The following is a 13179-nucleotide window of genomic DNA, read 5'->3' as shown; positions in this document are numbered from 1 at the left end:
GAGCGGAGTCACGGCCAGGTCAGTTGCGCTGCCAACGACCCCTTTGCTGCTACAGGTGCGCGACGTTTCGGCGAACTTTCGTAGCACGTTCCGAACGGGTGCCGTGGTGACGCGACAGTCCGCCGCAGCTCAGCGGATCGGAGGTGAGGCTGTACTTACCTCTCTTGCGGAGAAATTCAGTCTGAGGAGGCGCAGATACGGAATGCCCGATGATCGCTTTGTTCACCCGAAAGGATCAATCGGGACGACCGATTGCCTAACCCAAGCGTCAGGTCGTCACGGACACTAGGCCGTCCGGGCGCACCGCGCGCAGCGGATGGACGCAGCGTGGCGACCGCGCGTCACACCACCTCGTGGAGCCCGTCCGCCGTCCGCCGGGTGCGTCCGGTGCGGGCGAGCAGCTCCAGCAGCGGCACGGCCACGCGGCGGGTCGTGCCCAGCGCCTGCCGGGCGGCGCTGAGCGTGAACGCGCCGTCGAGCGTGCGCAGCCGGTCCAGCGCCTGCGCGTCCGCTCCGGGGAGGAGCACCACGCCGTCGGCCACCTTCAGCACCGCCCCGACCCGTTCCAGCGCGGCCAGCTCGCGGTGCCCCAGCCCCAGCTCGGCGAGGCGTGCGGCGTCCGGAGCGGCGAACGGGTCCCGCCCGAGATCTGCCCGCAGCGCCGCCAGCGCGGTGGCCAGCGCCGGCGGCAGGGCCGGCCCGCCGGCGGTCACCCGACCGTCGGCGGTGCGCAGGTCCGCGGTGCCGGCCACCAGCGCGGCGACGATCGCCGCGTCCGGGAGGTCGGCGGCCCGGCGGGCGGCATCCAGCGGCATCCCGGGTTCGAGCGGTGCCGCCCGGGCGTGCGCGGCGACGGCGTCCCGCACCGCAGCCGTCAGCGCGGGAACCCGGTCCGGGTCGACGAGCCAGCCACCGGCCCGCAGCGCCTCGACGGCGGCCACCTGCGCAGCCGGCACGCCCAGCGCGACCAGGTCGGCGCCGCGCACGAGCCCACGCCGCGCGAGCTCGGCGGCCGCGTCGGGCACGCCGGTGGCGCCGCCCAGGTCGCTCGCGCGCCGGGCCGCGGCACCCCGCCGGCGCAGCGCGGGCGGCGCCGGATCCAGCACGACCACACCGGCCACCACCTGCCGGCGGCCCGGGTCCCGCAGGGCAGCGCGGTCGCCGATGCGCAGCGGCAGCGGGCGCCGCAGCCGCAGCCGCACCACGTCGGCGCCGAGCGGGCGCACCCGCACCGGCACCGCCGCCGCGCCGACGTGCAACATGAGCTGCTCGGGCACCGCGTCGGCACGCACCAGCCGCACGTCCAGCTCGGCCGTCGGCCGCCACACCTGCGGGGTCAGCAGCACGTCGCCGCGCGCGATCCCCTCCACCGGTACGCCGCGCAGGTTCAGCGCCACCCGCTCGACCCCGGTGGCCGAGCCGACGGCCGTGCCGCGGCTCTGCAGGCCGCGCACCACCACCTCGCGCTCGCCGGCGGCACCGGCCAGCACCAAGGTGTCGCCGACCCGGACCGTGCCGGCCGGCAACGTGCCCGTCACGACGGTGCCCGCGCCCCGCACGGTGAACGCGCGGTCGACCCAGATCCGCACGTCGGCGGCCGGATCGGGGGCGGGCAGGCGATGGACCAGCGCCGCGAGCTCTGCGCGCAGCTCGGCCAGCCCGGCACCGGTCACCGACGAGACCGCGACGGCCGGCAGCGCGCCCATCGGGCTCGCCGCCAGCTCGGCAGTCGCAGCGGCCATCGCCGGGGCGGGATCGCGCAGGTCGCTCCGGGTCACCGCCAGCACACCGTGCCGCACGCCGACCGCGGCGAGGGCGTCGCGGTGCTCGGCCGACTGCGGCATCCAGCCCTCGTCCGCCGCCACCACGAACAGCACCGCGGGCACCGGCCCGACGCCGGCGAGCATCGTCGTCACGAACCGCTCGTGGCCCGGCACGTCGACGAACGCGACCGGCTCGCCGTCGACATCGGTCCAGGCGAACCCGAGATCGAGCGTCATGCCGCGGCGGCGCTCCTCGGCGAGCCGGTCCGGCTCCATTCCCGTCAACGCCCTGACCAGCGCGGACTTGCCGTGGTCGACGTGCCCCGCGGTGGCCACGACGTGCGACACGTCAGCGCACCGCCAGCACCGCACGCGCGACGAGCTCGTCATCCGCCGGGGCGACGGCTCGCAGGTCGAGCAGGCAGCGGCCACGCTCCAGCCGGCCCAGCACGGCGGGGTCACCGGCCCGCAGGGCGGCCGCGAACCGCTCCGGCAGCGCGACCGCGGCGCTGGGCAGCGTCGTGCCCGGTGCCCCTCCACCGCCCACGGTGGCCGTCGACGCGACGGCGACGGCGTCGAGCCCGGCCGCGGCGAGCCGCGCGGCGAGCGCGTCGGCGCGGCGGTGCAGCTCCGCCGGATCGGTCTCCAGCGCGGCGCGCACCGGAGGCACCGGCCCGCGCAGGGTCGCCTCCAGCGCGGCGAGCGTCAGCTTGTCGACGCGCATCGCCCGGGCCAGCGGGTGCCGGCGGACCCGATCGACCAGCGCAGCCCCGACACCCGGCCCGCCGAGCAGCAGCCCGGCCTGCGGCCCGCCCAGCAGCTTGTCCCCGGACGCCGTGACCAGTGCGGCACCGTCGGCGAGCATCCCCGCGGCGTCCGGCTCGTCGGGCAGCAGCGGATGCGGTGCGAGGAGCCCGGACCCGATGTCGACGACGAGCGGGACACCGTCGGGCAGCGCGGCGGCCAGCTCGCGCGGCGCGACCGCGCTGGTGAACCCGCGCACGACGAAGTTGGACGGGTGCACCTTCAGCACGAACGCCGTGTCCGCGCCGAGCGCGTCGATGTAGTCGCGCAGGTGGGTGCGGTTGGTGGTGCCGACCTCGCGCAGCCGCGCCCCGGTGGCGGCCAGCAGGTCGGGTAGCCGGAAGCCGTCACCGATCTCGACCAGCTCGCCGCGGGAGACGACGATCTCGCGTCCGGGTGCGAGCGTGGCGGCGACCAGCGCCAGCGCGGCGGCCCCGTTGTTCGCGACGTGCGCGGCGGCCGCGGCCGGCACGGCGGCGAGCAGCGCGTCGACCGCGGCCGCGCCGCGGCGCCCGCGCCCGCCGGTGTCGAGGTCCAGCTCGACGTCGCAGGTCCCGGCGGCCACGGCGAGCGCGTCGCGGGCAGCGGGCGACAGCGGGGCCCGGCCCAGGTTGGTGTGCAGCAGCACGCCGGTGGCGTTGAGCACCGGGCGCAGCCGGGTGGCGCCGGCGGGCAGCTCGGCGACGACCGCGGCGACGACGTCGGCCGGGTCGACCTGCCCGGCCCGCACAGCGTCCTGCGCGCGTCCGACGGCCTGCTTGACCAGGTCCTTCCCGAGGCGCCGGACCGCCGCGGCGACCGGCGGCTCGGCCAGCACGGCGTCGGTGCGGGGCACCGCGCGCCGCGGGTCCACGGCCGGGGTCTTCACCCGCCGCACCCTACGCGCGGCAGGCTCCTAGGCTGCGGGCATGGATCGCTTCCCGCTCGCCGGACACACCGTCGGCCGCGTCGGCTACGGCGCGATGCAGCTCCCCGGGCCCGGTGTCTTCGGCCCGCCCCGCGACCGCGCCGAGGCGCTCGCCGTGCTGCGGCGGGTCGTCGAGCTGGGCATCGACCACATCGACACGTCCCAGTACTACGGACCCGATGTGGCGAACGAGCTGATCCGGGACGCGCTGCACCCCTACCCGGCCGATCTCGCGATCGTGAGCAAGGTCGGCGCGCGCCGCGACGACACCGGTGCGTGGCTGCCGTGGGACGACCCCGCCGACCTGCGCCAGGGCATCGAGGACAACCTGGCGTGCCTGCGCGTGGAGCAGCTCGCGGCGGTCAACCTGCGCCTCCTCGACGAGAAGGAACCGCCTGGCCAGCGGTTCGACGACCAGCTCGGCGCGATGGTCGAGGCACGCGACGCCGGCCTCATCGCCGGCATCGGGCTCTCCAACATCACCGTGGAGCACCTGCGCCGGGCACGGCAGCAGACCGAGATCGCCTGCGTGCAGAACCCGTACAACCTGCTCGACCGCAGCTCCGACCCGGTGCTCGCCGAGTGCACGGCAGCCGGCATCGCGTTCGTGCCGTTCTTCCCGCTGGGTTCGGGCTTCAACCCGCAGAACCCGGTGCTGAACAACGACACCGTGCGCGCGGCCGCCGAGCGGCTCGGCATCGGCGCGGCCCAGGTCGTGCTCGCCTGGACGCTGACCGTTGCGCCGAACGTGCTGCTCATCCCGGGCACGTCGTCGGTGGCCCACCTCGAGGAGAACACCGCCGTGCGGGACGTGGAGCTGCCCGCCGACGTCGTCGCGGAGCTGAACGCGCTGGCCTGACCGGTCAGACGCGGGGGAGCGGCCCCGCCACGGCGACGGGCGGGAGCGTGCGGGCGAGCCGCAGCGCGCCCAGCACGCTCACTGCGTTGATCGCGCCCAGCACGACGAACGGCCACGCCGGGCCGGCCTCGTAGAGCGTGGCGAAGAACGCCGGCGCGATCACGCTGGCGATCGCGAACGAGTACTGGAACGTCGACATGTACCGGCCCCGCGCGGACGGCGGAGCGGCGGCCGCCGCGACCCCGGTCGAGACGGGCGCGTGCGCCGTCTCCGCCACGGTGAACAGCAGCGTCGAGGCGATCAGCACGACGGTCGCCACGACCGCGCCGACCACACCGACAACGGCGAGCAGCGCGCACCACAGCGCCCAGAGGGCCGCCGCACCGGCCAGCACCGTCGTGCGGCGGATCCCGGCGAGCCGGGCCACCAGCGGCGCCGACAGCGTCGCGATGAGGATCGCGTTGGCCGCGAGCAGCGCGGCGGTGAGCCAGGGCGGGGCGCCGGTGGTCAGCACGACCGTCGGCAACGCGAGCGCGAACATCATGCTCGTGCCCGCCCAGACCGTGTTGATCCCGATCAGCTCCAGGTAGGGGTGGTCGCGCAGGAGGTCGCGGTAGCCCAGCGGCTCCGTCTCGGCGGCCGCGGCGTGCCGCGGCGTGCGCACCCAGACCCCGACCAGCACCGCCGCCGCGGCCAGTGCCACGGCCGCGCCGATCGCGACGCCCCGGTACGCCGTGGTGCTGCCGTCCGCGGCGACCACGCCGGTGACCAGCCCGCCGATCGCGATGCCGGCCGTCCGGGCCATGTTGGCCACGGCGTACCAGCCGTCGGTCGTGCGGGCCTGCGGGCGGTCGTCGCCGTCGGCGTAGTCGGCGAGCAGCGTGAAGATCGTGCACCAGAACACCCGGACGCCGGCCGCGACGAGTGTGGCCGAGAGCAGGATTCCGACGGGTCCGGCGACCGCGGCGTAGGCGAGGAACCCGGCCGCCATCATCGCCTCGGAGGCGACGACCAGCGGGCGCGGCCCGATACGGTCGGCCCATGCCCCGGCCCAGATCGGCAGCGGCAGCGCCACCAGGTTGGCGACGGTGAGCAGGGTGCCCACCAGCGCCAGCGAGACGTCGGTGAGCCGGGTGAAGTAGATCAGCGACAGCGGCGCGAACAGGCCGTTGCCGGCCGCGTCGACCACGAGGGCCACCACCAACACGGTCCCGCCCCGACTGCGCACGGACGCCGATGCTGGCAGCTCCGCACCGATCGAGCCACTCGAATTCACGGCTATGCAGATCGTCCAGATGAAGGGCGGTCCCGACGTGCCAGATGGGCATCCCGACCAGCATCTGATGCACAGGTTGCGCGACTAAGCCCATCGAGGTGTCCTGGACGAAATCGCTGCCGCGTCGCCGAGGAGGTCCCCATGAGCATCGAGCACACCCTGACCAGCCAGGAACGCCTCGCCGAGCTGGATCTCGACCAGCTCCGCCAGCTCGTCGGCCTGGTGGAGCACGACGACGCGGCCGACCCGTTCCCCGTCACCGGCTGGGACGCCGTGGTGTGGGTCGTCGGCAACGCCACCCAGGCCGCGCAGTACTACCAGCTCGTCTACGGCATGGAGCTCGTCGCCTACTCCGGCCCCGAGACCGGCAACCGCGACCACCACGCCTACGTCCTGCGTTCCGGCGCCGTCCGGTTCGTCCTGAAGGGCGGGGTCTCGCCGAGCAGCCCGCTGCTGGAGCACCACCGCCGGCACGGGGACGGCGTCGTCGACGTCGCGCTGGAGGTGCCCGACGTCGACCGCTGCATCACGCACGCGCGGGCGCAGGGCGCGACCGTGCTCGAGGAGCCGCACGACGTCACCGACGAGCACGGCACAGTGCGGCTGGCCAGCATCGCCACCTACGGCGAGACCCGGCACACGCTGGTCGACCGCTCCCGCTACACCGGCCCGTACCTGCCCGGGTACGTCGCCCGCTCGTCCGCGATCGGCAAGCCGAAGCGGCTGTTCCAGGCGCTGGACCACGTCGTCGGCAACGTCGAGCTCGGCCAGATGGACGCCTGGGTCGACTTCTACAACCGGATCATGGGCTTCACCAACATGGCGGAGTTCGTCGGCGACGACATCGCGACCGAGTACTCGGCGCTGATGAGCAAGGTCGTCGCCAGCGGCAACCACCGCGTCAAGTTCCCGCTGAACGAGCCGGCGGTCGCGAAGAAGCGCTCGCAGATCGACGAGTACCTGGACTTCTACGGCAGCTCGGGTGTGCAGCACCTGGCGCTCGCCACCAACGACATCCTCGCCTCCGTCGACGCCCTGCGCGCCCGCGGCGTCGAGTTCCTGAGCACGCCGGACTCCTACTACAGCGACCCGGAGCTGCGGGCGCGCATCGGGAAGGTCCGCGTACCGGTCGAGGAGCTGCAGTCGCGCGGCATCCTCGTCGACCGCGACGAGGACGGGTACCTGCTGCAGATCTTCACCAAGCCGATCGGCGACCGCCCGACGCTGTTCTTCGAGCTCATCGAGCGGCACGGCTCGCTCGGGTTCGGCAAGGGCAACTTCAAGGCCCTGTTCGAGGCGATCGAGCGGGAGCAGGAGAAGCGCGGCAACTTCTGACCACCCGTCCGGTGGCCCCGTTCTGTCAGACGGGGCCACTACTGTGCCCGGCCATGGCGACGAAGCTGAACCCGTACCTGAACTTCCGCGGCGAGGCCCGGGAGGCGATGGAGTTCTACGCCTCCGTGTTCGGTGGCGAGCTCACGTCGAGCACGTTCGCCGAGGCGGGCGGTATGGGGGTCGACGAGTCCGAGCAGCAGAACATCATGCACTCCCAGCTGGAGGCGGGCCCGGACCTCACGCTCATGGGAGCCGACGTGCCGTCGAGCATGGAGATCTCGCCGAACGGCTCGATCTCCCTCTCAGGCGACGACGAGAAGACGCTGCGCGGCTGGTGGGACGGCCTCGCCGCAGGCGGCTCGGTCACGGTGCCGCTGGAGAAGGCGCCGTGGGGCGACACGTTCGGGATGCTCGTCGACCGGTTCGGCGTCTCGTGGCTGGTGAACATCAGCCCGAGCTGAGGGCCGTCCGCGTCGAGAACGACGTTGTGGTGATCAACAGGGCTGTTTGATCACCACAGGTTCGTTCTCGACGGTGCGGCGTGCCCGCAGCGCGCCCACGACCAGCACCACGCTGATCACCACGAGCACCCGCTCCGCCACCCCGACCGGTACGCCGGGCACGCCGGCCACGTGCATCGCGATGAGCACCAGCAGGGTGGTCATGGTGGCGAGGCCGGCGGCCGTCAGCGCGGCGAGCGGCCGCGACCCGGTGCGTGCCGCAGCCAGGTGGACGCCGACGATGGCGGCGCCCACGGCGACGTTGTGCACCATCCCGGTCCACGACTGCGCGTTCTGGTCGACGACCGAGGCGATCCCCATCCCGAGCGGCCACAGCGCGAGGAGCGCGAGATCGGCCGGCCGCCGCGCGGCGAGCCCGCGCCACGACCGGCCCAGCGCGACCGCGACCCCGGCGCTGCTCGCCAGCAGGGCCAGCACGAACGCGACCCTGGCCGCGCTCGCCGCGTGCGAGCTGATCGTGTCGGTGATCGCGGCGGCCGGGCTGCGCGCGTCGAGCGCCACCAGGATCACCCCGGCCACGGCGAACCCGACCAACGCCGGACGGGCGGGGGCGAGCGGAGCGAGCGGGGTGGGTGGGGTGGGTGGGGAGAGCGCGATCGTCATGACGTCGAGAGTGCCGCGGACGGCGGCCCGTCACGATCCGGGAGACCCGGAGATCGGGGTGGGGGCTGGCCCCACCCCGACCCCGAGGATCACACCCGGTTCTTGCGCCCGGTGACCTTGTTGTAGATCACCAGGACGATCACGGCGCCGATGACCGAGCCGATGAACCCGGCCGGCTGGAACCCGCGGAACCCGCCGGTCAGCAGGCCGAAGAGCACCCCGCCGACCACCGAGCCGGCGATGCCCAGCACGATCGTGCGCAGGAGCCCGATGTCGTCCTTGCCCGGCACGATCGCGCGGGCGATGAAGCCGGCGATGAGCCCGAACACGATCCAACCGATGATCGACCACAGCATGAGACGTTCCTTCCCCCGACTCGTGTGACAGCTCAACGAGCACAGTGGACGCGGGGTTCCGGGTGATGATCATCAGACGGCGGTGAAGGCCGCCAGCGCGTCGTCGGAGAACAGCACGAACCGGACCTCCGCGACCCTCGTGGCGGCCGCCCGCACGGTGGTCACGGCGATCCGCGCCGCGTCGCCCATCGGCCAGCCGTACACGCCGGCCGAGACGGCGGGGAACGCGACCGTGGCCGCGCCGAGCTCGTCCGCCACGCGCAGCGACTCGCGGTAGCACGAGACGAGCAGGTCCGACCGGTCCTCCCGCCGGCTGTACACCGGACCGACGGTGTGGATCACCCAGCTGGCCGGCAGGTCCCCGGCCGTCGTGGCGACGGCCTGCCCGGTCGGCAACCCGTCCGGGTACGGCCCGGCCCGCAGCTCCCGGCACGCGGCGAGGATCGCCGGTCCGCCCTTGCGGTGGATGGCGCCGTCCACACCACCGCCGCCGAGCAGGCTGGAGTTGGCCGCGTTCACCACCGCGTCGACGTCGGCCTCGGTGATGTCGCCACGCACACACACGATCTCCGGCATCCGGCAAGCATGCCCAGTCCTCGATCAGGAGACGAATCGGTAACGGCGGCACTCGTTCCGCCGAGAAACGGGTATGAGCGCGGTCACGCCGGAGCCGGCCCCCGAGGTCGACGACCGCACGGACGCCGCCGCTCCCTGCCTCGTGGCCGCGCCGTGGGCCGGCCCGATCGTGTCCCTGCTGTTCATCGCGACCGTCGTGCTGTTCGTCCTGGGCGTGCTGGCGCTCGGCCCGCTGGGCTGACCCACCAGGGTTTTCCTGCAGCTGGGCCGGGTACGTCCATTGTGAACGGACCGGGTCCCCGGTTCCGAACCACGGGGACGGTGATCACGATGACGGCGGACGGCGGAGTGCTCCAGCCCGTGCTCCCGCGACTGCAGACGATGGTCCACGACTGGTGGCGCATCGTGGGACCGGTCGCCGGGGTCGGTCGACGGGCGCTCTACGCGCACCCGGTGTGGCGGGACGCGCACGACGTCGGCCGCGGCACCGGCGCGGTCGTCGTGCCCGGCCTCGGCGGCGTCGACGCCAGCCTGGGCGTGATGCGCCGCTGGCTCACCCGGTGGGGCTACCGTCCGGTCGGCTCGGGCCTCGCCGGCGTGTTCGGCTGCACGACCGACCTCGTCGACCGCCTGGAAGCCGTCGTCGAACGGCACGTCGAGGCGACCGGCGCGCCGGTCGTGCTGGTCGGGCACAGCCGCGGTGGCCAGCTGGGCAGGCTGGTCGCGGCGCGCCGCCCGGACCTGCTGGCGGGCCTGGTGATGTTCGGCAGCCCCGTCGTCGCCCCGCTGCAGCTCACGGGGCTGGCCGCGCGGCTCGCGGAGGTGCTGCCGCGCGCCGCCGCCTGGGGGCTTCCCGGAGTGCTCGACGCCGACTGCCTCTCGGGACCGTGCTACGAGCAGGCCGCCGCGTCGCTGGCGCAGCCGTTGCAGGTGCCCGCCCTGTCGGTGTACTCCAAGGCCGACGGCGTGGTGGCCTGGCGCTCGTCGTGCGACCCGCACGCCGAGTGCGTCGAGATCTCCGCCACGCACACCGGCATGGGCACCGACCCCGACCTCTACGCGGCGGTCGTGCCCCGGTTGACGGCCTGGATGTCCGACCACGTCGGGCGGCGCGCGAAGGCGTAGTGCAGCAGGAGCGTGCCGAGCAGCAGCGTGATCGGGAAGATCGGCCAGAAGAACGGCGCGCCCGAGAGCACGAACCGCACGATCAGGTTCATCGCCAGCACCGCCACGATCGCGGCGTGCACCGCCAGGCGCCGCCGGGCCCGCGGGGTGAGCCCACCACGGCCGATCTCGACCGGCGCAGGAGGTGGGGCGGGCAGGTCGGTGGTCAAGGTGGCGAGCTCGGCGCGCGTGACCGCGGCGTAGGCGGCGACGAGCCGCTCGTCGGCCTCGGGCATCGTCAGGTACCCGTCGGCGGCGGCGTCGCGCAGGCGCGCGGCGACGGCCTCGCGGTCGGCGTCGCTGACGCGCACGCCGTCGGCGAGCACAGGACGGGCAGGCGCGGGATCGGGCATCGGGAGAGGGTCCGGAAGGCTCATGCCGGCCATGCTCCGCGCGTAGGGCATCCGGCGCGTCGGTTGCGCGGCGACACCTCGCCGGCCCGGCGTACGCCCCGGGCGGTACCCGGGCCTGCGCCGCCGGTACGACGCCGGACGGCCGCCCGCGCTCTACGGTGTGCCCGTGCAGATCCGGCGACCGGTGTGGTGGGGCGGCGTCCTGCCCACGGTCCTGGTGCCGCTCGGCGTCGGGTTCGTGACGCTCATGGGGTCCGCGTTCTCCTCCAGGATGCTGCCGGGGTTCCGCCCGCTTGACTGGCTGGGCGTGCTGTTCCTGCTGGTCGGGCCGGTGGCGCTGGTGTTCCGCCGGGCAAACCGGCCGGTGGCGCTCGCGGCGACCGCGCTGGCCACCGTCGCGTACTTCCTGCTCGGCTACGCGTTCGGCCCGATCTTCCTGCCGCTGCTCCTGCTGCTGGCCTCGACGATCATCGCCGGGCACCGGTGGCCGGCGTACGCGATCGTCGGCGCGACCTTCGCCGTGGTGCTCACCTACCACCTGATCCGGACGGGCGGCGATCCGCAGATCTGGAGCGGGTCGGCGTTCTGGCTCGCCGTCCTCACCGCGGTGATCGCGGGCAGCGAGGGGTGGCGCGCCCGCCGCGAACGGGTGGCGCAGGCGGCGGCCACCCTCGCCGAGACCGAGCGCCGCCGCGGCGTGCAGGAGCGGCTGCGGATCGCGCAGGAGCTGCACGACGTCCTCGGCCACCACGTCTCGCTGATCAACGTGCAGGCCGGGGTGGCGCTCTACCTGCTCGACGACGACCCGGAGCAGGCGCGCACCGCGCTCGCGGCGATCAAGCAGTCCAGCAAGGACCTGCTGCGCGAGATGCGCTCCACCCTCGGCGTGCTCCGCGCGGTGGACGAGGCACCGCCCCATCACCCGATGCCCGGCATCGACCGGCTCGACGCGCTGGCCGCCGAGGTGCGCGCCGCCGGGCTGCCCGTCGAGGTGCAGGTGGTCGGCGAGCGCCGGGACCTGCCGCCGAGCGTCGACCTCGCGGCGTACCGGATCGTGCAGGAGGCGTTGACGAACGTGCGCCGGCACGCGGGCGCAGCGCACGCGTCGGTGCGGCTGACCTACGCCGAGGACGGCCTCACCGTGCAGGTCGACGACGACGGCCCCGGCCCGTCCACCTCCGCGGAACCGGGCGGCGGGAACGGTATTCCCGGGATGCGCGAGCGGGCCACCGCGCTCGGTGGTTCGATGGATGCCGGGCCGCTGCCCGGCCGCGGGTTCCGGGTCCGGGCCACGTTGCCCGCCGGAAGGGGGGACATGGCGTGATCGGGGTGCTGCTCGCCGACGACCAGGCGCTGGTCAGGGCCGGTTTCCGGGCGCTGCTGCGCCCCCAGCCCGACATGGAGGTGCTGGCCGAGGCGGAGGACGGCGCCACCGCGGTGAAGCTGGCCCGGGAGCACCGGCCCGACGTCGTGCTCATGGACATCCGCATGCCCGGCACCGACGGGCTGGCCGCGACGAAGGAGATCGCCGCCGATCCGAAGCTCGCCGGCGTGAAGGTGATCGTCCTGACCACGTTCACCGAGGACTCCTACGTGTTCGACGCCGTCCGGTTCGGCGCGAGCGGGTTCCTCGTCAAGGACATCGAGCCGGCGGAGCTGGTGCACGCCATCCGCGTGGTCCACCGCGGCGACGCCCTGCTCGCGCCTGCCGTGACCCGCACGCTGATCGAGGAGTTCGCCACCCGCGCGCGGGCCGTGCGTCCCGACCGCAGGCTCGCCGCGCTGATCGACTCGCTGACCGAGCGCGAACGCGAGGTCGTCACGCACGTCGCCGCGGGACGGACCAACGACGAGATCGCCACAGAGCTCTTCGTCAGCCCGGCGACGGCGAAGACGCACGTCAGCCGGGCGATGGTGAAGCTGGGCGTGCGCGACCGGGCCCAGCTCGTCGTGCTCGCGTACGAGAGCGGGCTGGTGCGGCCCGGCTGGGCGTGAGGGTCCACCCAGGGCGGTAGTCGATCTACCTCTGCCGGGGGACGACGGAGCAGACCGCAGCCGAGAGGCTGGCTCCCATGACAGCGCCGACCCTGACTCCCGCCCTGCTGGACCCGGGCCGCTGGATCGTGGACGCGGCCGCGTCGAGCCTGCGGCTGGAGACCACGTTCCGCGGCCTGTTCGCGCTGCGCGGGCGGTTCACCCAGGCCACCGGCCACCTCGACGTCGACGACCGGGTGGCCGGCTGCCGGATGCACGTCGACGTCGCGACGGCCTCGCTGACCACCGGCAGCGCCGCGCGGGACGCGATGCTCGCCGCGGCCGGCCTGGTCGACCCGACGGCCGGCCCGCTGCTGGGGTTCCGCTCCCACCGAGTCGTCCGACGCGCGGCCGGGCTGCTGGTGGAGGGCGCGGTGAGCACCGACCGCGCGGTCGCGCCGCTGCGCCTCGCCGTCGAGCTGCCGCGACTCTCCGGCGGCACAACGGCCCTGCGGGCCTGGGGCCGGATCCCGAGGAAGGAGATCGGCGCCCTGCTGACGCGCCCCGGGATGGAGCAGCTGCTGGGGCCGACGGCGGCGCTGAACCTGACGGTCGCCGTCCACCCGAGCTGACGTCCACGGGGCGACACCTCGCCTCACACATCGTCGGGCCCCTTCACACATGTCCG

Annotated in this window: 15 protein-coding genes; 8 read left to right on the top strand and 7 right to left on the bottom strand. The window is 74.3% G+C overall.

Annotation, left to right across the window (positions count from 1 at the left end):
* Positions 1-341: 341 nt before the first annotated feature.
* Together selB and selA are read right to left on the bottom strand one after the other, a co-directional pair.
* Positions 342-2111, bottom strand: a complete 1770-nt coding sequence (selB, locus tag ACQEVB_RS29405) for a selenocysteine-specific translation elongation factor (protein ID WP_432978154.1) — start codon at positions 2109-2111, stop codon at positions 342-344.
* 1 nt (position 2112) lies between these two features.
* Positions 2113-3435, bottom strand: a complete 1323-nt coding sequence (gene selA / locus ACQEVB_RS29400) for an L-seryl-tRNA(Sec) selenium transferase (RefSeq protein WP_432978151.1) — start codon at positions 3433-3435, stop codon at positions 2113-2115.
* 40 nt (positions 3436-3475) lie between these two features.
* Between selA and ACQEVB_RS29395 the strand changes: the two genes are divergently transcribed.
* The gene (locus tag ACQEVB_RS29395; RefSeq protein ID WP_432978148.1) at positions 3476-4333 is read left to right on the top strand and encodes an oxidoreductase; all 858 of its coding nucleotides are present in this window, start codon (positions 3476-3478) and stop codon (positions 4331-4333) included.
* 4 nt (positions 4334-4337) lie between these two features.
* On the opposite strand, the gene ACQEVB_RS29390 is transcribed toward ACQEVB_RS29395, so the two are convergent.
* A complete protein-coding gene (locus tag ACQEVB_RS29390; protein WP_432978145.1) occupies positions 4338-5531 on the bottom strand; it encodes an MFS transporter in 1194 nt (397 codons plus the stop codon).
* A gap of 219 nt (positions 5532-5750) precedes the next feature.
* On the opposite strand from ACQEVB_RS29390, the gene hppD reads away from it, so the two are divergent.
* Both hppD and ACQEVB_RS29380 read left to right on the top strand, forming a co-directional pair.
* On the top strand, positions 5751-6944 hold the full coding sequence (gene hppD / locus ACQEVB_RS29385) for a 4-hydroxyphenylpyruvate dioxygenase (RefSeq protein WP_432978142.1): 1194 nt from the start codon (positions 5751-5753) through the stop codon (positions 6942-6944).
* A 53-nt stretch (positions 6945-6997) separates the two neighbouring features.
* On the top strand, positions 6998-7405 hold the full coding sequence (locus ACQEVB_RS29380; RefSeq protein WP_432978139.1) for a VOC family protein: 408 nt from the start codon (positions 6998-7000) through the stop codon (positions 7403-7405).
* A 33-nt stretch (positions 7406-7438) separates the two neighbouring features.
* On the opposite strand, the gene ACQEVB_RS29375 is transcribed toward ACQEVB_RS29380, so the two are convergent.
* The 3 genes from ACQEVB_RS29375 to ACQEVB_RS29365 form a co-directional block, all read right to left on the bottom strand.
* Positions 7439-8068 (bottom strand): hypothetical protein, encoded by a 630-nt coding sequence (locus ACQEVB_RS29375; RefSeq protein WP_432978136.1) that lies wholly within the window; start codon positions 8066-8068, stop codon positions 7439-7441.
* Between the two features lie 89 nt (positions 8069-8157).
* Positions 8158-8424, bottom strand: coding sequence for a GlsB/YeaQ/YmgE family stress response membrane protein (locus tag ACQEVB_RS29370; RefSeq protein ID WP_432978133.1), 267 nt, complete (start codon positions 8422-8424; stop codon positions 8158-8160).
* Positions 8425-8496: 72 nt separating this feature from the next.
* Positions 8497-9000 carry an O-acetyl-ADP-ribose deacetylase gene (locus ACQEVB_RS29365; RefSeq protein ID WP_432978130.1) on the bottom strand — a complete coding sequence of 168 codons (504 nt, stop codon included), beginning with the start codon at positions 8998-9000 and terminating at the stop codon, positions 8497-8499.
* Between the two features lie 73 nt (positions 9001-9073).
* Here ACQEVB_RS29365 and ACQEVB_RS29360 point away from each other — a divergent pair, with 73 nt between their 5' ends.
* Both ACQEVB_RS29360 and ACQEVB_RS29355 read left to right on the top strand, forming a co-directional pair.
* On the top strand, positions 9074-9241 hold the full coding sequence (locus ACQEVB_RS29360) for a hypothetical protein (protein ID WP_432978127.1): 168 nt from the start codon (positions 9074-9076) through the stop codon (positions 9239-9241).
* Positions 9242-9330: 89 nt separating this feature from the next.
* On the top strand, positions 9331-10125 hold the full coding sequence (locus ACQEVB_RS29355; RefSeq protein ID WP_432978124.1) for an esterase/lipase family protein: 795 nt from the start codon (positions 9331-9333) through the stop codon (positions 10123-10125).
* Here ACQEVB_RS29355 and ACQEVB_RS29350 read toward each other — a convergent pair.
* The gene (locus ACQEVB_RS29350; RefSeq protein ID WP_432978121.1) at positions 10056-10517 is read right to left on the bottom strand and encodes a DUF1707 SHOCT-like domain-containing protein; all 462 of its coding nucleotides are present in this window, start codon (positions 10515-10517) and stop codon (positions 10056-10058) included. The two genes, ACQEVB_RS29355 and ACQEVB_RS29350, sit on opposite strands and share 70 nt — an antisense overlap.
* 166 nt (positions 10518-10683) lie before the next feature.
* Between ACQEVB_RS29350 and ACQEVB_RS29345 the strand changes: the two genes are divergently transcribed.
* From ACQEVB_RS29345 to ACQEVB_RS29335, 3 genes are all read left to right on the top strand, one after another.
* Positions 10684-11841 carry a sensor histidine kinase gene (locus ACQEVB_RS29345; protein ID WP_432978118.1) on the top strand — a complete coding sequence of 386 codons (1158 nt, stop codon included), beginning with the start codon at positions 10684-10686 and terminating at the stop codon, positions 11839-11841.
* Positions 11838-12512, top strand: coding sequence for a response regulator (locus ACQEVB_RS29340; RefSeq protein WP_432978115.1), 675 nt, complete (start codon positions 11838-11840; stop codon positions 12510-12512). The genes ACQEVB_RS29345 and ACQEVB_RS29340 overlap by 4 nt, the downstream gene beginning before the upstream one ends.
* A 77-nt stretch (positions 12513-12589) precedes the next feature.
* The gene (locus ACQEVB_RS29335) at positions 12590-13123 is read left to right on the top strand and encodes a YceI family protein (protein ID WP_432978112.1); all 534 of its coding nucleotides are present in this window, start codon (positions 12590-12592) and stop codon (positions 13121-13123) included.
* Positions 13124-13179: the final 56 nt, after the last annotated feature.

This window comes from Pseudonocardia sp. CA-107938, from assembly GCF_050936315.1.
GTDB lineage: Bacteria > Actinomycetota > Actinomycetes > Mycobacteriales > Pseudonocardiaceae > Pseudonocardia.
This window is presented reverse-complemented; position numbering and strand designations above follow the sequence as displayed.